We start from the raw sequence: 19,397 nt of genomic DNA, 5'->3' as shown, positions 1-19,397 counted from the left end.
GGCGCGGCCCGGGTTCTCGGTTTCTCGGTCTCGGGTCGAGGTGACGGCGATGATCGTGGTCGGCGCGTTGATCGCGCTGCTGGTGGTGCTGGCGGTGTACGCCGGGTTGAGCGTGCGGATGGTCCAGCAGACCCAGCGCGGGGTGGTGTTCCGGTTCGGCCGGGTGCGGGGCGAGGTGCGCGGGCCGGGGCTGGCCCGGATCCTGCCCGTCGCGGACCGGTTGCGGCGGGTGAACGTGCAGACCGTCACGATGCCGATCCCCGCGCAGGAGGGCATCACCCGCGACAACGTGACCGTCCGGGTCGACGCGGTGGTGTACTTCAAGGTGGTCGACCCGGTGAAGGCGATCGTCGACGTCCAGGACTACGGCTTCGCGATGTCGCAGGTCGCGCAGACCTCGCTGCGGTCGATCATCGGCAAGAGCGAGCTGGACGACCTGCTGGCCAACCGGGAGCCGATCAACCAGGGGCTCGAACTGATGCTGGACAGCCCGGCGTTGGGCTGGGGCATCCAGATCGACCGGGTCGAGATCAAGGACGTGGCGCTGCCCGAGTCGATGAAGCGCTCGATGGCCCGGCAGGCCGAGGCGGACCGGGAGCGGCGGGCCCGGATCATCACCGCCGACGGCGAGTTCCAGGCGTCCGCTCGGCTCTCGGAGGCCGCGAAGGTGATGGCCGCGACGCCCGCCGCGCTCCAACTGCGGCTGCTGCAGACCGTGGTGGAGGTCGCCGCGGAGAAGAACTCGACCCTGGTGCTGCCGTTCCCGGTCGAGCTGCTGCGCTTCCTGGAGAGCGCCACCGGGCGCGCCACCGCTCAGGCCACCGAGGCGGCCCGGGCCGCCGGGGCGATCGGCCCGGACGGGCGCGCGGAGGACGACCTGGGCCCGGAGGGCGAACGGGGCCCGGAGGACGCGCGGGGCGTGGAGCAGTTGGAACTCCCGCAGGTCGCCGCCGCGGCCGAACGCGCCGACGGCCAGGGCCCGTTGCGGGTGGCCCCGCCGCACGCGGCCTGAGCGGCCCGCCCCAGCGGTGGCGGACCGCCCCCGCCCGGGGCGAGCATGGAGGGGACGGACGTACCGTGCACGGGGCCGCCGTGCGCCAGCCACCTCGGGAGGTCCGGTCATGACCACCGCGAAAGAGATCATGCACCCCGGAGCGGAGTGCGTCACCGGCGAGCAGACCCTCGCCGAAGCCGCCCGGATCATGCGCGACCGCGGCGTCGGCGCGCTGCCGATCTGCGGCGAGCGGCAGAAGCTGCTGGGCATCCTCACCGACCGCGACATCGTCCTCAAGTGCGTCGCCGAGGGGCGCGACCCCGCGGCCGTCCGCTGCGTGGAACTCGCCGCCGGGCGCCCGATGGTGATCGAGGAGGACGAGGAGGCGGACCTCGTGCTGCAGGTGATGGAGGAGCGCCGGGTGCGCCGCCTGCCGGTGATCAACCACCCGGACCACCGGCTCGTCGGCATGATCAGCGAGGCGGACATCGCCCGCCACCTCTCGCAGGAGCGCCTCGCCGAGTTCGTCACCGCCGTCACCGCGCGCTGAACCCCGCCGCACCACCGGCCACCCGCAACCGGGGGCGGGCGGCCTCCGACCCTCCGGCGGGCCTCCGACCCTCCGTCAGGCCTCCGACCCGCCGGAGGCGAGGACTTCCCGCTCGCCGCCGGGTGAGCGGGGGCCCGCAGGGCGTCACTTCAGGCGCAGGTACTGCTTGGGCACCTCGGCCAGGAAGGCGTCCGCGATCACCTGGTAGCCCGCGTCGTTGGCGTGGATGTCGCCGCGCGCCATGTTGGTCCACTGCAGGATCCGGGCCACGTTCAACGGCACCTGCTGCCCGCCCAGCGGCACCGTCGGCGTGAAGGAGTCGGTGGCGAAGGCGCCCGCCACGTCGGCCGTCGGGACGCGGTGGCGGGCGTCCACCGAGTCGATCACCTGGTTCAGCGAATCGCTCAACCGCACCGAGGCGGTGGCGAGTTCCTTGCCCCGGTCGCCCGTCGTCCAGGCGGCCAGGAACGGGTCGTACAGGTTCATCCCGACGATCCGGGTGTGCGGGCCCGCCGCCGCCCGCAACTGGCCCAGGATCCGGTCGAGCCCGGTGCGGACCTGCTCGATGCCGTTCAGCGCGCACGGCAGGTCCAGCGTCCCGCCCGCGGCGCAGCGCTGCACGTCGTTGGCGCCGATGTCGATGGTCACCAGCACCTCGTCCTTCCGGTGCGCCGCCAAGTAGGCGACGGCGGCCTCCAGTTGGGATCCGGAGAAGGAGTGCGGGTACGGGCAGCCGCCGTCCGCCATGGTGCCGGTGGTCTCGCCCGGGCAGCCCAGGTCGGTGAACTCGAACGCGCGGTGCTGCTGCGCGGCCCGCGCGCCCAGCGTCCGGGCCAGGTCCTGCGCGTAGCCCCGGCCCACCACGTGACCGCCGGTCGGCGTCGACTGGTAGCCCGCCGCCAGCGAGTCCCCGAGCGCCAGGTAGTACGTGGGGCGGTGCGGGCCGCCCCTCCCGCCGCTCCCGTCCGGTCCGGGCTGCCCGCCCGGCGCGGCGGCGGCGGGGACGGTGCCCGCCGCGGCGAGCGTCAGGGCGGCGAGAGCGGCGGCAACGAGCGTGCGGCGGCGCGCGATCGGGCGCACGGAACCTCCAGGCGGTGGATCACGATCGGATCGACCAGGGGAGGCTACTGCCCGGTACCGCCGGTGGGTAGGGGTCCCGGCCCGACTGCCGGTCCCCGCCCCCGTTTCCCGTCCGCGCCCTGCCCGTCCGCGCCCTGCCCGGGCGGGGCCGCGTGGGCGGGGCCGCTCAGCCGGGGAAGGCGTAGACGGTGGTGGCGTGGGCGACCGGGTCGGTCGGGGCGTCCGGGGTGGCCAGGGTGATGTCGGCGAAGGCGACCCGGCGGCCCAGCTTGGTCAGGCGCGCGGTGACCAGCAGGTCGGTGTCGCGGGCCGGCCGCTGGAAGGTGGTGGACAACTGGACGGTGGTCATCGGCGCGAAACCGCCGAGCGCCGCGGAGATCGCGATCACGGTGGCGGTGTCGGCCGCCGCCGTCATCGCCTGCCCGGACAGCCCGCCGCCCTCCCGGGCCAGCCGGTCCGACCAGGGCAGCCGGAGCACCGCGTGGCGCTCGCCGGTCTCCACGACGGACAGCCCCAGCTCCTGCACCCAGGGGGCGAAGTGCGCGGCGAGGATCCCGTCCGCCTCGGCGGGGGTGAGCTTGCGGTCCGCGCCGCCGGTGGCGGGGGTGGGGGAGGTGGTCATGGAGCCGATGGTAGGGGCCGGTGGTGACGCAGCGCCATAGTCCGTGCGCGCAGCGTGCACCGGGTCGTGGGGGTGGCGGCCGCGGTGCATGGTGGTGGGGTGGGAGCGCGGCGGAGACTGGCCGGACTGCTGGGCGAGTGGCGCACCGGACACCTGATGGTGCTGTTGCCGCTCGGCCTGATCGTGCTGATCTCCGCCGTCGACATCTCGATCTCCCCGAACATCCACCTCGGCCCGCTGCTGGTGGTCGCCCCCGCCATCACCCCCTCCATCGGGGGCACCCGGCTGACCGCCCTGGTCGGCGTCCTCGCCCTGGTCGCGCAGGCCGTCATCGCCACCCTGCACGGCGGCCTGTTCACCCCCAACCACCAGGCGCAACTGCTCGCCCTCACCGTGGTGACCTGCGTCATCGTCGCCTACACCCGCCTCCGCGAACGCCACGACCGCGAACTCGACCGGGTCCGCACCGTCTCCGACGCCGTCCAGCGCGTCCTGATGCGCCCGCTGCCCGACCGCGCCGGGCCGCTGCGGATCGCCACCCGCTACCTCGCCGCCGACGACGAGGCCAACGTCGGCGGCGACCTGTACGCCGCCGTCCGCACCCCGCGCGCCACCCGGCTGCTGATCGGCGACGTCCGTGGCAAGGGCCTCGCCGCCGTCGGCGACGCCGCCGCGCTGCTCGGCGCGTTCCGCGAACTCGCCCACCGGCACGAGGACCCCGCGGCCCTGGCCGACGCCCTCGAAGCCTCCTACCGCCGCCACCTCGACGAACTCGCCGACAGCGGCCAGGAGGTCCAGGAGAACTTCGTCACCGCCCTCGTCCTCGACCTCCCCGACGACCGCCCCACCGCCCGGATCGCCGACTGCGGGCACCCCCCGCCGCTGCTCCTCACCCCCGGCCGCGCCCGGCCCCTCCCGCTGCGCCGCGCCGCACCGCCGCTCGGCATGAGCGCACTGGGGCCGGTCGAGCGGCGCACCGAGGAGTTCGACTTCCCGCCCGGCAGCACCCTGCTCCTCCACACCGACGGCGTCACCGAGGCCCGCGGCGCCGACGGCGCCTTCTACCCCCTGCCCGACCGCGCCGCCGCCCTCCCGGCCGACGGCCCCCGCGCCCTGCTGGACGCGCTGCGGCTGGACCTGCTCGCCCACGTCGGCGGCCGCCTGATGGACGACGCCGCGCTGGTCGCCGTCGCACGGACGCGCTGAGGGGGCGCCCCGGGCGGGCGGCGTTCGGCCCGTGGACGGGGCTGTCCGCGCAGGTGGGGCGCTGGATAGGGTGGGGCGGCCCGCACCGTCGTCGGACCGGAGGAACCTCCCGTGCAGCCGATCACTGACCGCCCGATCCGTTGGGGCGTCCTCGCCACCGGTGGGATCGCCACCTCCTTCGTGGCGGACCTGGCGGCCGTCCCCGGCGCCGAGGCGTTCGCCGTCGCCTCCCGGCGGGAGGAGACCGCCCGGGCCTTCGCCGAGCGGCACGGCATCGCGCACGCGTACGGCAGTTGGCAGGAGCTGGCCGCCGACCCCGAGGTCGACGTCGTCTACGTGGCGACCCCGCACGCCGCGCACCACACCGCGACCGCGCTGCTGCTGGAGGCGGGCAAGGCGGTGCTGTGCGAGAAGCCGTTCACGCTGAACGCCGGGCAGGCCGCCGAACTGGTCGCGCTCGCCCGCAAGCGCGAGGTCTTCCTGATGGAGGCGATGTGGACGTACCTCGACCCGACGGTGCGGCGGATCGCCGAACTGGTCGCGGACGGGGCGATCGGTGAAGTCCGCTCCGTGCAGGCCGAGTTCGGGTTCACCGCGGAAGAGGACCCGACCCACCGGCTGTGGGACCCGGAGGCGGGCGGCGGCGCCCTGCTCGACCTCGGGGTGTACCCCGTCGCGTTCGCCCACCTGCTGCTGGGCGCACCGGAGTCGGTGCAGGCCCGGGCCCGGCTGACCGACCTCGGGGTGGACGCCAACACCGGCATCCTGCTCGGTTACGCCAACGGCGCGACCGCCCTGCTGTCCTGCTCGCTGGACGTGCAGTGCGGCCAGCGCGCCTCCGTCCAGGGCAGCGCCGGCCGGATCGAGATCGACCGGGACTTCTTCCACCCCACCGGGTTCACCCTGCACCGCTACGGCGCCGAGCCCGAGGTCTTCACCGGCCCCGCGAGGGTGGGGAACGGCTACGGGCTGGAGGCCGCCGAGGTGATGCGCTGCCTGCGGGCGGGCGAGACCGAGTCCCCGCTGGTGCCGCTGGACTCCACGCTCTCCGTGATGCGCACCCTCGACGCGGTGCGGGAGCGGATCGGGGTCCGCTACCCGGGCGAGTGATCCCCCGTCAGGGCCTCCCGGCTCGCACGGCCCCTCGGCCTGCCCGCAGGCCCGCAGCGCCCCCGCCCGTGCGGGCGGACGGGTCCGGCCCGCAGTGCGGCCCGAACGGCCGTACTGCGGGCCGGAGTTCGTCCGACGCCGTGGTCCGGCCCCGTACGGGCGGTGCGCAGCGCCGACCTCCCGCCGGCCGGGGCCCCGGGCGCAGTTCCACCGGTTCGTCGGCGGTGCCGACCGGCGTCCGGCCCGCGTTGAGCACCACGTGCTCCACGACCCCGGGCAGGTGCGGGGTCGAGGACCGCCGGGCCCCGGGCGGAGAGGCGGCCGACAGGGTGGCCCGGTAGTCGGTCTCGGCGGCGAAGTCCTCGAGGTTGTCGGCGAGGAGGTCGAGGGCTTCCGATCCTCCCCGGATCCTCAGGGGCCGGGCTTCCGCGACGATCGAAACGGTGGCCCGCTCCGGATCCTCCCGGAACGCGATCTCGGACAGCGGCCTCTCGTGGGGAAAGGGGCGCCGGTTCTCCGAGGGGTCACGGCTCCCGGCCTTCCCCCGCAGCAGCCAGCCCGAACGCCGGCAACCCTCGGCGCGTCCCGGAGGGCTCGAGCTCTCCGGTCTCCCCGGTCAGGCCGTTCCCCCGGGCCGGGTGGTGCGGCCGAGCCAGGCGGCAGCCTCCTCGCGCGGCAGGCGGCGCTCCAGTCGCAGCGTGGGTGCGAGCCCCTCGAAGACCCGCCCGCTGGTCCAGCCGAACGGTTCCCCGGGCGGTTCCAGGACCAGCACCCGCACGCCGTCGAGCGGCCGGACGTCGGCGGGGACGCCCTCGGGGGCGACGTAGCCGCCGTGGCCGTCGAACAGGCGGAAGCGGCGGAACACCGGATCGTCCGCGGGTCGCCGCGGGTCGCCGTGGGTTGCGGCCGCCACCCAGCTCGGGGCGGGCCGCTCGCCCGGCAGCAGGCCGCGGAGCCGACTGCCGATCAGGCGGTCCGCGAGCAGGGTGTGCAACTGGAAGTTGTCGCCGATCCCGCTCATCGTCAGCGCGAAGCCGCGCCCCGAGGCACGGTCCAGGACGACCAGCGGCTCGTCGTCCAGGACGGTGGTCAGCTGCTGCACCCAGCGGGCCCGTCCGGCCACCCCGCCGAGGCCGAACTCCGGCGGGACGGAGGCCAGTTCGGCGACCTCCTCGGTGGCTGCGGACAGCTCCCGGAGCTGCGCGGGGTCGACCGCGTCCCGGAACTCGCGGCGGGTCAGGGCGGTGAGGGTGGCCTTCAGCCAGTCCTCGGCGTCGAACCAGGACAGCGCGACCGCCTCCATCGTCGCCGCGTCGTAGCCGCCCCGCGCGCCCGCCGCCGTGCAGACCCGCACCAACTCGTCCACCCGGGCCTCCCGCGGTGCGGGCGGGAACCCGTCCGGCACCTGCTGCGCCCACAGCGAGGGCACCATCGCGAACATCCGCAGCGCCACCGCCGTCCGCTCGGGCAGCACCCCCGCGAGCGCGATCGGCGAGCCGCCCCGCTCCACGCACGCCCCGGCCAGCACCGCCGCCCTCGCGAACGACCCGTGCAGGGTCGGCAGCAGCGGGGCCAGCCCCTCGACGGCCGCCGTCAACGAAGCCGGCCCGCCCGCCCGCGCCACCTCCGCCAACGAGGCCAGCGCAGCACGGAACCCCTCCTCGGAGCCCGCACGCATCTGCGCGAGCAACTCGGCGATCCACCCGGACACGGACTCGAACGCACCTTCGGACATGGCTGCGACGCTAGCAACTTCCGGTGCGGACCTCCACGGCAGCCGGGTGGGGACCGGACAAGCCCGGACCGGCAGCTCCGCAGCCCTCCGGGGGACGGGTCGCTTCCCTCAGCCAGTCGTCGGCGACGGCTCCACCGCTGGCGGCTCGGGTGAGTAGCGAGCCCCGCGGGCGTTGCCGGGGCCGAGCTGGCCGCCACCGCCAACGAGTGGCTGCGCCCAGCACCTTCGGAACACGCCTGGCTCCACGAGCCGCAGGGCGTACGGGAGTTCGAGGCAATGGCGCCGCGCTGGAGCCACCGCTTCCAGCGCGCCCCGGTGGTGCTTGGCGCGTGCTACGACGGCGTGGCGCTGGTCACCGGAGGGAGCGCCAGCCGTCCGTTGGGGCGGAGTTGAGGTGGCGTCAGGTGCCGTCGGGTGCGGTGGAGGGCTGCTGCGGGATCACCAGTTGGCCCGGATCGGCGGGCTCCGGCTGGGGGAGCGCGGTGGCCGCCGCAGCCGGAGCGGGGGCCATGACGGGAACGGAGGCGGGAGCGAGAGCGGGGGAGACCGTGGGAACGGGCTGGATCTTGTCGTCGCGCTCGTCGTCGCCCGCCCCGTCCTTGGTGGTCAGGACGGTGTCGAAGACCTCGCGCAGCTTGTCGGTGGCCTGCTTGGAGAACAGGCCGCACAGCCCGGCGATCCCGGCGAAGCCGTACGGGTTGGTGGCGGTGCCGTCGGTGCCGTTGGCGAACAGGCCGCCGCGCAGCAGGAAGTAGACCAGCAGCGCGAGCGCGCCGCCGATCGCGGTGCGCAGCAGGTACCAGGGCAGCCAACTGGGCAGCAGTTGCCGGTTGCCCGCGTAGGTGGCGAAGGAGGTGGCCGCGTGCACGAAGCTGCCGAGGCCGCTGGCGGCGAGCACGGCCAGCAGCATGGCGGTGTTGGAGGTCAGGTGCCAGGGGCCGAGGCCGAGCACCGTCCAGGGCAACGGGTCGCCGGTGGGGGCGTGTTCGGCGGTCAGCGTGGTGAGCGGCGTCCAGACGCTGATGAGCACGGCCATGCAGAGGAAGGCCTCGACCAGCAGCAGCGCCCCCAGCAGCAGGAGCGTCCAGCCGGAGAGCTGCCGCTGCGGCGGCAGTTGACCCGACGGCCCCGGGAGCGGTCCGCCGGAGGTCTCGGTCGGGTCGGTGGCCGAGGGGTCGGCGGCCGGGTCCGGCGTCGGGTCCGGCGTCGGGGCTGCCGACGGGGAAGCGGTGGAGGACATCGGGGAGTTCGCCTTCCGGTCCGGTGGTACGTGCGTGCCTGCGTGCACGGAACTGGGCGCGGTGAGCAGAGCGCGGGCGGACTCGAACTGTCCGCGGGCACGGACTCTACCCCGCGGACCGGGTCGACGGGGCGTCAGGACACCGTCGCAGCCGTGTCGTCGGTGGGACGTCGGCGGGTCGTCGGTGGGTCGCGGTCGTCCTCGCGGGGGCGGCTCAGCGGCGGCCGCCCGCCAACCGGGAGAACTTGGCGACCTCGAAGGTGGCGTACGAATTCGAGGCCAGCAGCGAGAACTTGATGCCCTCGCGGCCCTCGGGGCGCCGGTACCCCTGCGGCAGGAAGCGCTTGTAGTGCTCGGCGGCGCGCTGGAAGAACTGCGGGCGCTCGGCACGGGTCAGGCACCCCGGCAGGTCGAAGACGAACAGGTAGTGCCGGATCATCCGGGTGAACAGGTGCGGGCGCACCGTGGCGGTGACCGGTTCGGCCTCGGCGGGCTGGGCGTCCAGCAGTTCGAAGGTGCTCTCGTAGCGGTCGAAGACGTCGAAGTGGCTGGCGCCCTCGCTGCCCGCCGGGTGCAGGGTGTGGCGGCGGCGGATGGTGACGCACTCGCGGTCCAGCACCGCGACCCGGGTGGCGGCCAGCAGCGAGCGGTGCACCGCCGGGACCTCCTCGTAGAAGCCGTCCGGGAACGCCGGGATGGTCCCGCTGCGCATCAGCCGGTCCCAGACGAGCGGCGGGGCGCCGAACAGTTCGGGGCGCTCGGAGGGGGAGAACACCGCGGGCCCGACGGCGGAGAGCAGCTCGGCGGCGTTGCCCGGCCAGAGCTTGCCCCGGTACTCCCGGTTGTGGCCGAACAGCAGCACGTCGACCTCGCCGGTCTCTGCGAGCCGCGCGTCCATCGCCTCGAACGCGTCCTCCGGCAGCAGGTGGTCGGCGTCCAGGAACAGCAGGTACTGGCCGCGGGCGTGCGCCGCCCCGGCCATCCGGGCCCGCCCGATCCCGGTCTCGGCGTCCAGCCTCAGCACCCGCACCCGGGCGTCCCGCAGTTCGTACGCCTCGACCAGCCGCTCGGGGCAGTGCTCGGACGGGGTCTGCACCACGATGATCTCGAACTCGCGGAAGGACTGCCCGAGCAGCGAGTCGAGACAATCCTTCAGTTGTCCTTGCTCGTCGTAGGCGGGCAGCACGACGGTGATCAGTGGTGGGGCCATGGCCGGAGGCTAGGGGCGGGGACAGCCTCAGGCAAAGGTCGGAAGCCGCACCAAAGCGGCGATACCGGACATCGGCCACGGGACGTTGGCTGAATCTTCACCGAACGGACATGATTGTGCGATGAAATGTCCGGATAGGGGACGGAACGCCGCGACTTGCTGACGTATCGTCAGATGTACGCGCGGTGGTGGAGCTGCGGAGACCCCGTGCGAGCGGCCCCGCAGCCGTCCCTCAGTACCAGTCGTTCGCCTGCCAGAACGACCACGCCGCGCACGGGCTGCCGTACGCCTCGTTCATGTACTGCAGGCCCCACTTGATCTGCGTCACCGGATTGTCCCGCCAGTCCGCCCCCACCGAGGCCATCTTCGACCCCGGCAGCGCCTGCATCAGCCCGTACGCGCCCGAGGAGGCGTTGGTCGCGTGCACGTCCCAACTGCTCTCGCGCTCCACGATGTTCGAGAAGCACGACAACTGCCCGGCCGGCACGATCTGCGCCGCGATCTGCTGCGGCGTACCGCTGTACGCCGAGGATGCGGAGAACGGGGAGGACGGGGAGGCGGTGGCGGCCAGTGACGGGCGCTGCTGCGCCCGGGACGCCGCCGAAGCGGACGCGGAAGCGGAAGCGGAGGCGGACGCCCGGGCCTTCGCCGCCGCGGACGCCTCTGCGGATGCCTTCGCCGCCGCCTCCGCCCGGGCCTTCGCCTTCGTGGCGGCCTCCGCCTCGGCGCTGGCCTCCGCCTGTGCGGACGCCGACGCGCTCGCGCTGGCCTCCTCCGCCGCCTGCGCCTGCGCCGACGCGGCGGCCTCCGCCTCCGCCCGGGCCGAAGCCGATGCCGAGGCGGCCGCCTCCGCCTCCGCCCGGGCCTCCTCGGACGCGGAAGCCGAAGTGGAAGTCGAAGTGGACGCGGATGCCGAGGCCGCGGTCGCCGCCGAGGACCGGGAGGCGAAGGCGTCCGCGGCCAGCTGTGGCTGGTTGGCCGGCGCCGGGTCGGCGGTGGCTGCGGCCGGGTCGGCGTTCTGCGGCAGCGCGAGCGCCAGGGTGGCGGTGCCCGCGACGGCGAAGGTGGCGATGCCGGTCACCAGGACGTTCCGGTGACGGCGGAGCTTCTCCGACAGGGTCAGGGTCCTGCGATGGTGCACGGAGACCTCTCCTCGCGCGGGGCCGGACGGCCGGACGGACACGGTGGCCGCCGACCGGGACGCGGGGGCGCGCCACGGGCCCGGCGGCCGGAGACCGGCCGGGGCGCACCCGGCGCACGCGGTGGCAGGGAGTCCGGCGCTCGAACCGGCCGGACTGCCTGGCGGACGGGGACATTCTTGGCAGACGCCGAACAGCCGAACAATGGCCCCCGAAACTACGCACCGTAGTAGCCGCCCCGACGGCGGCGCCGCCGCGGCCCGCACCCGCCCGGACCGCGGAACCGCCCCTCCGGGCCCCGGCCACCACCTCGCCGCACCGCGACTGAACTGGTGCTTTTCCCCGCCCGGCCATTCGGACCGGCTCCCCGGAACGACCGCCACCGCAGTCCGCCGCACACCAACTACCCGGGATCGTGGACCACCGCCCCGATGTGCGCGGGCTCACAGGGGGTGAACGGGAACCGAACCCGGACCGCCACCCACCGCGCCCGCCCGACCACCCACCGTCCGCCCGGAGCCGCCCCGCCGACCGGTGCGCCCGGACCGGCACCGATACTGGCCGGATGAAGATCGCGGTGATGGCGGTGGCGGCCATCGGAGTGCTCGGGCTGCTCGGGGCGGCGCACTGGTACCTATGGCGGCGGCTGGTCCGCGACGTCTCCCGCCCCGGCGGCCGGTACCGGCGCACCGGCACCGTCCTGGCCTTCCTGCTGCCCGCCCTGATGCTGCTCGCGCTGGTCGGCGGACGCGCCTTCCCGCTCGCCGTCGAGCGCTGGTTCGCCTGGCCCGGCTACCTCTGGACGGCCGTCGGCCTCTACCTCCTGCTCGCCCTGCTGGCCGGCGAGGCCCTGCGCCCCCTGCTGCACCGCTCGCACCACCTCCACCGCCGGTACCGCCCGCACCGCCGCCGGACCCCGGAACCCGCGGCGACCGTCCCCGCGCCCGTCACCGTCCCCGCCGCGCCTCCGGCCCCCGCGGAGCCCGCCGCGCCCGCCGCGCCCGCGTCCGAACCCGCCACCGCGCCCGAACCCGCCGGGGCGTCGCGGCGGCTGTTCGTCTCCCGGCTGGTGGCCGGGGGCGCGGCGGCGGTGGCCGTCGGGGTGGTCGGCAACGGCACGTACGGGGTGCTGCGCGGGCCGCGGCTCAAGCACGTGACCGTCCCGCTGGCGAAGCTCCCGCGCGCCGCGCACGGGTACCGGATCGCGGTGGTCAGCGACATCCACCTCGGGCCGATCCTCGGCCGCTCGCACACCCGGCGGATCGTCGACACCATCAACGCCGTCCAGCCGGACCTGATCACCGTGGTCGGCGACCTGGTCGACGGCACCGTCCCCGAACTCGGCCCGGCCGCCCGCCCGCTGGCGGACCTGCGGGCCAAGGACGGGGCGTACTTCGTGACCGGCAACCACGAGTACTTCTCCGGCGCCGCGCCCTGGGTGGAGTTCGTCCGTGAGCTGGGCGTGCACCCGCTGGAGAACGAGCGGGTCGAGCTGGGCTGGTTCGACCTGGCGGGCGTCAACGACCTCGCGGGCACCGCGCAGGGGCAGGGCCCCGACTACGCGAAGGCGCTCGGCGACCGCGACCGCAGCCGCGCCTCCGTGCTGATGGCCCACCAGCCGGTCACCATCCACGACAGCGTGCACCACGGCGTCGACCTCCAGCTCTCCGGCCACACCCACGGCGGCCAGCTCTGGCCCGGCAACTACCTCGCCGAACTGGCCAACCCCACCGTCGCGGGCCTGGAGCGCTACGGCGACACGCAGCTCTACGTCACCCGCGGCGCGGGCGCCTGGGGCCCGCCGGTCCGGGTGGGAGCCCCGTCCGACATCACGGTCGTCACCCTCGCCTCGCTGCAGGCCTGACCGACGGCAACTCCCATGCGCGGGGCGGCCGTTCGGCCCCGGAAAACCGGTGGCGGCGACCGGGCGCCGGTCGGCAGGATCACCGTCCATGGAACGCGAACCGCAGCAGGACGAGGAACGGCAGGACGAGGAACGGCAGGACGAGGAGCGGCAGGACGAGGAGCGGCAGGGTGGGGACCCGCGGATCGACCCGGCGTCCGGCGCCGCGGCGTGCGTGGAACTGGCGGCCGACAACCACGGCCGCCGACTCGACGGGACGGTCGCCACGCTGGCCGAGCTCGACGCCCTGAGCGAGGACCTGACCGCCGACGGCCCCCTGGAGGGGGAGCGGCTCAACCTCTGGTGGAACCTGCTCTCGATGTACGCGGGCGAGCTGCTGGTCCACGAGTACGGCGGCCGGTGGGTCCCGGGGGACGACCCGGCCGGTCCTCCGGCGGTCGAGGTCCTCGGCCTGACGGCCTTCCCGTTCAACAACGCCCTGCGGGTGCTGCAGGGCGAGGAGGGCAAGAAGCTGTCCTCCTTCGTCAGCGTCGTCCCGGCCATCGCCCGCCACCAGGGCACCGACCGGAAGTGACCGAGCCCGGGCTCCCGGCCCGGGCCGTGGGCCCGGGGCTCAGGGGTGCATCCGGGCGCCCTTGAGCACCTTGTCCACCGCGTTGCGCGGCCCGTGCAGGGCCAGGCCGACCAGGTCCAGCCCCGCCGTCGGCACGGCCCGGACCGCGGCCCGGTTGTCCCGGTCGTTGCCGGTGGCGAACAGGTCCGCGGTGAACACCGCCAGCGGCAGCCCCCGCGCCAGCGCCCGCCCGTGCGCCGTCGTCAGCAGCTCGCGCCCGCCCTCCAGGACCAGCACCGGCTGCCGGAACATCGGCAGGTAGCCGGTGCCGTCCGCGTCCGCGTACGGCTCGCCGATCAACTCCGGTACGGCGGTGCCCAGTCCGCTCACCAGGAAGGCCGTCACGTTCAGCCGCTGCCACGGCGCGAGGTCCTCCCGCAGCAGCACCGCGATCTTGCTGTCGAAGCGCACGGGGGCGGTCGTGGTGGCGCTCCCGCCGACGGTCGCGGGGGCGGGGGCGGGGGCGGTCGAGGTGTTGTCCATGGACCGAGCCTGCCGCCCGCCCCGCCGCCGGATCTTGTACGTTCTTTGCATGCCCGCAGCGCCGCCGGAGGAGACCACCGCCTGGCGGCCGCGCGTCCCCGGCGTGGTCGAGGTGTTCCACGCGCACTTCACCGCGCACCGCTACCCCATGCACGTCCACGACTCCTGGACGCTGCTGATCGTCGACGACGGCGCCGTCCGCTACGACCTCGACCGCCACCACCGGGGCACCCCGCGCGACACCGTCAGCCTGCTGCCCCCGCACGTCCCGCACAACGGCGCACCGGCCACCGAGGACGGCTTCCGCAAACGCGTCGTCTACCTCGAACTCGACCGGCTCGGCAGCGAGTTGATCGGCCCTGCGGTCGACGGCCCCGACCTCGCCGATCCGCTGCTGCACCGCCGGGTCGGCCAACTGCACACCGCCCTCGGCGCGCCCGGCGAAGAGCTGGAGGCCGAGAGCCGACTGGCCCTGATCGCCGAACGCCTGCGCCACCACCTGCACCCCCGCACGAGCACGCCACCGCCCGCGCCCGGCCTCGCCCACGACCTGCGCGACCTGCTCGACGCCCGCCTCACCGAACGCACCACCCTCGACGACGCCGCCCACCGCCTGCACGCCCATCCCGCCCACCTCGTCCGCACCTTCACCGCGACGTTCGGCCTGCCCCCGCACCAGTACCTCACCGCCCGCCGCATCGACCGCGCCCGCCACCTCCTCCTCGACGGCCACCCCCCGACCGCCGTCGCCGCCACCCTCGGCTTCCACGACCAGTCCCACCTGACCCGCCACTTCCGCCGCATCGTCGGCACCACCCCGGGCCGCTTCGCGCGGCGGCGGTAACGGGCAAGGGGCGGGCCGGGGTCGGTGCGCTGCCCGGCCGCTTCGCGGGGTGGCGACGGCGGCAGTGGTGGGCGTTTTCGGGCAGGCGCCACGCGTCAGCGCGGGTGCGGGGGCCAGGGCCCGGCGAGGAGGCGTTCGGCCTCGGCGGTGATCTCGGCGGGGTCGGTGAGGCCGACCAGGGAGGTCAGGGCCGCCGGGCGGGCCAGGTCGGCCCAGCCGCCGTAGGCGATCACCTCGGCGCCGACGCGTGGGCGGAGGGTGCCGTTCGTGATCAGGCGCAGCCACCAACGGACGAGTTCCCAGCGGGCGGCCTCCCAGGACAGGTCGGTGTCGTCGGCGGGCAGGGCGTCGGCGATGCCCAGTTCGGCGAGCACCCGGCCGAACAGTTCCCGGATCCGTGCGGCCTCCTCCACCGGCAGGCCCGCCAGCTCCGCCAGCGACGGCGCCTCGACCCCGAGCACCAGCGCCGCGAGCCCCGCCTGCGCCAGCAGCCACTCGTCGACGTCCCGACCGACCAGCAACTCCAGGGCGAGCATCCGCAGGTGCTCGACCGCTTCCTCCGCGGTGGTCGCGTACGGGTCGTGCGGGGTGGTCCAGCCCTCGGAGCCGTCCTCGACGAGGTAGGTCCAGAAGTCGACGGTGGAGCGCGCCCGGACGACCGGGTACGGGCCCCGGCCGAACTCGTGCCGGAGGTAGTCGGCGAGGTCGTTGCCGTAGTGGATGATGTCGGTCTGGTGGACGGAGAGCACCGGGTGCCCGGACTCGCCCGCGGTGCCGGGCAGGTAGCGGTGCCCGTACACCGGCACCAGTGGCGGGACGTCCGCCAGCTCCGCCCGGGCCACCCGCAGCGCCTGCGCGGGGTCGGCCGGGCGCGGTCCCCAACCGGGGTGCCAGAAGGCGTTGTTGCCCACGTCGAACAGCACGCCCTCGACCGGCGCGTCCAGTCGGGACCGCAGGTCCGCGGGGTCGCCGCCGCGCCAGTCCGGCCACGCGCGCGAGCCGAGCGGCAGCCCGGCGGAGAGGAGCACCCGGTGGTCGGCGGCGAACCGGAAGCCGTACCGCTCCTCGACCGCGTCGAGCTCGTGCCCGGTGAGGCCGGGGCCGATCTCGGCGCGGGTCAGCCGCAGCAGCTCGCGGGCGACGTCGGGGGTGAGCGGCGGGGCCGGGGGTCGGGGCACCGCGGCAGCGTAGCGCCGTGCGCTCAGGGCCGGGGGCGGAGCGGGCCCAGGGCGGCGAGCAGGGCCTCGTCCAGCGGGTGCTCCCAGGAGGCCACGCTGACGTGGGTGCGTTCCCAGTCGAAGACCAGCAGGGCCACCCGCCGGTCCGCCCAGTGGTGGCGGACCGCGGGCCGGGGCACCCCGGTGACGGTGACCGTGGTCTCCTCCAGGTCGGGTGTCCCGAGCAGCCCGGCGTGCTCCGGACGCCCTCGGTGGCCCAGCAGGTTGCGCAGCGCGGCCGCGCTCTGCTCCCGCACGGCCGACTGGGCGAACACCAGCAGCGGGGCGGAGCGGCGCCCGGCGGTCAGGTACGAGTGGACCACCGAGTCGACCACGCGCGGTCCGCCGCCGCTGCTGCTCCCGCCGACGACGGCCATGCCCCGGTGCCCGCTCCAGCCGGGGATCCCGAGGACCGGGAACTCCGTCAACTCCGCCTCCACCACTCGCGGACCGCGCGCCCCGTCCCACCCGCCCGGGAACGCCCCGCCGCCCACCGTACCCGCCCGGGCCGGGTCCGGCGGAGGTGAAAGTTTCACCCCGGGGGAGGGCCCGGCTGCGGGTTCGGGCGGGTGCGGGCGGGTGGCCTTGACGGGGTGTCGCCGGGGCTGGCTGCATGGCGGCTCCGTTCGCCCACCCCTGACGGAGAGACCTGCCATGCGTCCACCCCACCCCGTCCGAGCCGCGGCCCCGCTGGCCGTGCTGCTCGCGTCCGGCCTCGGACTCGCCACCGCCGTCCCGGCCCAGGCCGCGCCGCCCGCGCCCGCCGCGTCCGGGGCGCGGAGCCTCGCGCCGGACACCCGGTTCTACGTCGACCCGGCGAGCAAGGCCGCGCAGCAGGCGCTGACCGACCTCAAGGCCCACGACCTGCCGGGCGCCCTGGCGATGGCCGAGCTGGCGTCCTGGCCGGTCGCGCAGTGGTTCAACGGGACGGCCGCCCCGCAGCAGACCACCGACGCGATGGCCGCGCTGCAGGCGAAGGCCGCCAGGGCCCGGCAGGTGCCGGTCGCGGTGGCGTACAACGTGCCGGGCCGGGACTGCTCGCAGTACTCGGCGGGCGGCGCCTCCAACAGCACCGAGTACGCGGCCTGGATCGACGCCCTGGCCCGCGGCATCGGCGACCGCAGGACCGTGGTCATCCTGGAGCCGGACGGCCTCGCGCTGTCGCCCGCGTACTGCGGCGGCACCGCCGCCCAGCAGCAGGACCGCCTCGCCGAGATCTCGGGCGCGGTGGACCGGCTGGAGCAGCAGCGCGGCGCGATGGTCTACCTGGACGCCGGGCACAGCAGCTGGCAGAACGTCGGCACCCAGGCGCAGCTGCTGATCGACGGCGGCGTCGCCAAGGCGCAGGGCTTCTTCCTGAACGTGTCGAACTACCAGACCGACGCCGCGCTGACCCGCTACGGCACCCTGGTCTCCAAGTGCGTCTGGTACCTGCAGAACACCCCGGGCGCCACCGCCGACTCCTGCGCCAACCAGTACTGGCCCGCCGCGGACGCCGACGCCTGGTACGCCGAGCGCGTCCCGGCCGACGCGAAGCTCACCCACTTCGTGATCGACAGCAGCCGCAACGGCCAGGGCGCCTGGACGCCGGAGCCCGGCAAGTACACCGGCGACCCGCAGACCTGGTGCAACCCGCCCGGCCGCGGCCTGGGCTCCCGTCCCACCGCGAACACCGGCCGGCCCCTGCTGGACGCCTTCCTGTGGATCAAGGTCCCCGGCGAGTCCGACGGCAGCTGCACCCGCGGCACCGCGGGCCCGGCCGACCCCGAGTACGGCTCGGTCGACCCGGCCGCGGGCGGCTGGTGGCCCGAGCAGGCGCACGCGCTCGCGCAGAACGCCGCCCCGAAGCTGACCTTCAACACCGGCCTGCTGCCGCAGCACTGACCCGCAGCACCGACCCGCACCACCCACGGACGCCCGGGCGAGTGACCACTCGCCCGGGCGTCCGCCGTTCACCCGTCCGCCCGTCCGCCCGTCCGCCGTTCACCCGTCCGCCCGTTCAGTCGCCCGCCGCGTCGGCGTGCCGGGCGACGATCCCCCGCATCGCGGCCAGGAAGCCCAGCACGGTCTCCCGTTCGGCCGCCGACAGCCCGTCGACCAGCGCGACCGTCTCGCCGATCAGCGGCCCGAAGAAGCCCTGGCCCAGCGCCATCGCCCGCTCGGTGACCTCCAGCAGGACGCGCCGCCGGTCGTGCGGATCGCGGGCGCGGCGGACGTGGCCCAGCCGCTCCAGCCGGTCCAGGACGGCGGTGGTGCCCGCCGAGTTGAGGCCCAGCTCGCGGCCGAGCCGGCCCGGCGTGGCAGGCGTGCCCTCCCGGGCGGCGTCCAGCAGGGCGATCAGCGCCCGCAGGTCGGTCGGGTGCAGGCCGTGCCGCTGGGCGAACGCGGCGGCCAGCAGGTCGAGTTCGACGGTCAGCGCGCGCAGTTGGTGCACCGTGCGCAGGCCGGGGCCGGGATCCGGGGAGGGGGTCGGGGTCGGGGTCGGGTCGGTCATGCCGGGCCTTTCGACGGGTCGGGTCGGTTGTCCGGGGTGGCTCCGGTGTGCATATTATCTCGCTGAGCGAGAAGATTGCCGAGCGAGACAAAACCTTCCCCCGGAGACCAGCATGGGATTCGACCGGTCCGCCTTCCTGTCCGCCTACGACGCCCTGCTCGACCGCTGGCCCGTCCCGGTCGAGACCCTCGACCTCGACACCCCCTGGGGCACCACCCGGGTCAACGCCGCCGGAGCGTCCGACGCCCCGCCCCTGCTGCTGCTCCACGGCGGCGGCGCGACCGCCGCCAGTTGGTGGGCCAACGCCGCCGCACTCACCCGCACCGCCCGGGTGTACGCCGTCGACCGGATCGGCGAGGCGGGCCGCTCCGAGGCGGGCGACCGCACGCCCCCGCGCACCGTCGAGGACCTCCACCGCTGGCTCGACACCGTCCTCGACGCCCTCGTCGGCACCGACCGCGTCGACCTGTGCGGCCACTCCCACGGCGGCTGGATCGCCCTGAGCCACGCCCTGCGCCGCCCCGACCGGGTCTCCCGGCTGGCCCTGCTCGACCCCACCGGCTGCTTCACCGGCTACCGCCCCTCGTACCTGCTGCACGCCGCCCCGATGCTGGCCCGCCCCAGCGAGCGCCGGGCCAGGGCCTTCCTCGCCTGGGAGACCGGCGGCGTCCCCCTCGACCCCGACTGGACCCGGCTGTACGGCCTCGCCGCGACCTTCCCCGCCACCCGCCCCGTCACCGGCCCCCGCCCCACCCCCGCGGCCCTCGCCACCCTGACGGCGCCCTGCCTGCTGCTGCCCGCCGCCGACAGCCGCACCCACGACCCGCGCACCCTCGCCGCCCGCGCCGCGAAGCTGCTCCCGCAGGCCCGCGTCCGCACCCTGGCGGGCGTCTCCCACCACGGCCTCCCGTACCTGCGGGCCGCCGAACTCGACGCCGAACTGACCGCCTTCCTCGCCCCCTCCCCGACGCCTGACCTCCCGACGCCCTGACCGCC

At 75.4% G+C, this 19,397-nt stretch carries 20 protein-coding genes; 10 read left to right on the top strand and 10 right to left on the bottom strand.

Annotation, left to right across the window (positions count from 1 at the left end):
• Positions 1-49: 49 nt before the first annotated feature.
• Together ACFY00_RS31770 and ACFY00_RS31765 are read left to right on the top strand one after the other, a co-directional pair.
• Positions 50-1,012: an SPFH domain-containing protein gene (locus ACFY00_RS31770; RefSeq protein ID WP_388035931.1), complete on the top strand. Its 963-nt coding sequence runs from the start codon at positions 50-52 to the stop codon at positions 1,010-1,012.
• A 109-nt stretch (positions 1,013-1,121) separates the two neighbouring features.
• Entirely contained in the window at positions 1,122-1,544 is a 423-nt protein-coding gene (locus tag ACFY00_RS31765; RefSeq protein ID WP_388035929.1) for a CBS domain-containing protein, read from the top strand.
• Positions 1,545-1,688: 144 nt separating this feature from the next.
• Here the strand turns inward: ACFY00_RS31765 and ACFY00_RS31760 are convergent, their stop codons facing one another.
• A complete protein-coding gene (locus tag ACFY00_RS31760; protein WP_388035927.1) occupies positions 1,689-2,624 on the bottom strand; it encodes an SGNH/GDSL hydrolase family protein in 936 nt (311 codons plus the stop codon).
• A gap of 166 nt (positions 2,625-2,790) precedes the next feature.
• On the bottom strand, positions 2,791-3,246 hold the full coding sequence (locus tag ACFY00_RS31755) for a PaaI family thioesterase (protein WP_388035925.1): 456 nt from the start codon (positions 3,244-3,246) through the stop codon (positions 2,791-2,793).
• Between the two features lie 99 nt (positions 3,247-3,345).
• Here ACFY00_RS31755 and ACFY00_RS31750 point away from each other — a divergent pair, with 99 nt between their 5' ends.
• Together ACFY00_RS31750 and ACFY00_RS31745 are read left to right on the top strand one after the other, a co-directional pair.
• Positions 3,346-4,452 carry a PP2C family protein-serine/threonine phosphatase gene (locus ACFY00_RS31750; RefSeq protein ID WP_388035921.1) on the top strand — a complete coding sequence of 369 codons (1,107 nt, stop codon included), beginning with the start codon at positions 3,346-3,348 and terminating at the stop codon, positions 4,450-4,452.
• A gap of 111 nt (positions 4,453-4,563) precedes the next feature.
• Positions 4,564-5,562, top strand: coding sequence for a Gfo/Idh/MocA family protein (locus ACFY00_RS31745; RefSeq protein ID WP_388035918.1), 999 nt, complete (start codon positions 4,564-4,566; stop codon positions 5,560-5,562).
• Between the two features lie 616 nt (positions 5,563-6,178).
• Here ACFY00_RS31745 and ACFY00_RS31740 read toward each other — a convergent pair.
• The 4 genes from ACFY00_RS31740 to ACFY00_RS31725 all read right to left on the bottom strand — a co-directional run bounded on the left by ACFY00_RS31740 (position 6,179) and on the right by ACFY00_RS31725 (position 10,219).
• A complete protein-coding gene (locus ACFY00_RS31740; protein WP_388035915.1) occupies positions 6,179-7,297 on the bottom strand; it encodes a hypothetical protein in 1,119 nt (372 codons plus the stop codon).
• Positions 7,298-7,697: 400 nt separating this feature from the next.
• Entirely contained in the window at positions 7,698-8,537 is an 840-nt protein-coding gene (locus tag ACFY00_RS31735; protein WP_388035912.1) for a hypothetical protein, read from the bottom strand.
• 214 nt (positions 8,538-8,751) lie between these two features.
• A complete protein-coding gene (locus tag ACFY00_RS31730) occupies positions 8,752-9,747 on the bottom strand; it encodes a glycosyltransferase family 2 protein (RefSeq protein WP_388035909.1) in 996 nt (331 codons plus the stop codon).
• Between the two features lie 232 nt (positions 9,748-9,979).
• A complete protein-coding gene (locus ACFY00_RS31725; RefSeq protein WP_388035906.1) occupies positions 9,980-10,219 on the bottom strand; it encodes a transglycosylase SLT domain-containing protein in 240 nt (79 codons plus the stop codon).
• Between ACFY00_RS31725 and ACFY00_RS31720 the strand changes: the two genes are divergently transcribed.
• The 3 genes from ACFY00_RS31720 (at position 10,200) to ACFY00_RS31710 (ending at position 13,324) form a co-directional block, all read left to right on the top strand.
• A complete protein-coding gene (locus ACFY00_RS31720) occupies positions 10,200-10,844 on the top strand; it encodes a hypothetical protein (RefSeq protein ID WP_388035903.1) in 645 nt (214 codons plus the stop codon). The two genes, ACFY00_RS31725 and ACFY00_RS31720, sit on opposite strands and share 20 nt — an antisense overlap.
• Positions 10,845-11,451: 607 nt before the next feature.
• On the top strand, positions 11,452-12,750 hold the full coding sequence (locus tag ACFY00_RS31715; RefSeq protein WP_388035900.1) for a metallophosphoesterase: 1,299 nt from the start codon (positions 11,452-11,454) through the stop codon (positions 12,748-12,750).
• A gap of 88 nt (positions 12,751-12,838) precedes the next feature.
• Positions 12,839-13,324, top strand: coding sequence for a hypothetical protein (locus ACFY00_RS31710; protein ID WP_388035897.1), 486 nt, complete (start codon positions 12,839-12,841; stop codon positions 13,322-13,324).
• Positions 13,325-13,363: 39 nt separating this feature from the next.
• Here ACFY00_RS31710 and ACFY00_RS31705 read toward each other — a convergent pair whose 3' ends face one another.
• Positions 13,364-13,846, bottom strand: a complete 483-nt coding sequence (locus tag ACFY00_RS31705) for a DUF2000 family protein (RefSeq protein WP_388035895.1) — start codon at positions 13,844-13,846, stop codon at positions 13,364-13,366.
• 49 nt (positions 13,847-13,895) lie between these two features.
• Between ACFY00_RS31705 and ACFY00_RS31700 the strand changes: the two genes are divergently transcribed.
• Entirely contained in the window at positions 13,896-14,690 is a 795-nt protein-coding gene (locus tag ACFY00_RS31700; RefSeq protein WP_388035894.1) for an AraC family transcriptional regulator, read from the top strand.
• Positions 14,691-14,785: 95 nt separating this feature from the next.
• Here the strand turns inward: ACFY00_RS31700 and ACFY00_RS31695 are convergent, their stop codons facing one another.
• Positions 14,786-15,868 (bottom strand): hypothetical protein, encoded by a 1,083-nt coding sequence (locus tag ACFY00_RS31695; protein ID WP_388035891.1) that lies wholly within the window; start codon positions 15,866-15,868, stop codon positions 14,786-14,788.
• A gap of 23 nt (positions 15,869-15,891) precedes the next feature.
• On the bottom strand, positions 15,892-16,335 hold the full coding sequence (locus tag ACFY00_RS31690; protein ID WP_388035888.1) for a hypothetical protein: 444 nt from the start codon (positions 16,333-16,335) through the stop codon (positions 15,892-15,894).
• 226 nt (positions 16,336-16,561) lie between these two features.
• Between ACFY00_RS31690 and ACFY00_RS31685 the strand changes: the two genes are divergently transcribed.
• Entirely contained in the window at positions 16,562-17,791 is a 1,230-nt protein-coding gene (locus tag ACFY00_RS31685; protein WP_388035885.1) for a glycoside hydrolase family 6 protein, read from the top strand.
• 115 nt (positions 17,792-17,906) lie between these two features.
• On the opposite strand, the gene ACFY00_RS31680 is transcribed toward ACFY00_RS31685, so the two are convergent.
• The gene (locus ACFY00_RS31680; protein WP_388035882.1) at positions 17,907-18,401 is read right to left on the bottom strand and encodes a MarR family winged helix-turn-helix transcriptional regulator; all 495 of its coding nucleotides are present in this window, start codon (positions 18,399-18,401) and stop codon (positions 17,907-17,909) included.
• 112 nt (positions 18,402-18,513) lie between these two features.
• Here ACFY00_RS31680 and ACFY00_RS31675 point away from each other — a divergent pair, with 112 nt between their 5' ends.
• Positions 18,514-19,392 carry an alpha/beta fold hydrolase gene (locus ACFY00_RS31675; RefSeq protein WP_388035880.1) on the top strand — a complete coding sequence of 293 codons (879 nt, stop codon included), beginning with the start codon at positions 18,514-18,516 and terminating at the stop codon, positions 19,390-19,392.
• The last annotated feature ends 5 nt before the right edge of the window (positions 19,393-19,397 follow it).

This window comes from Kitasatospora sp. NPDC001540, assembly GCF_042894345.1.
GTDB classification, from domain to species: domain Bacteria; phylum Actinomycetota; class Actinomycetes; order Streptomycetales; family Streptomycetaceae; genus Kitasatospora; species Kitasatospora phosalacinea_C.
Note: the sequence above shows the minus strand (reverse complement) of the source record. Positions and strands in the feature narration are given on the sequence as shown.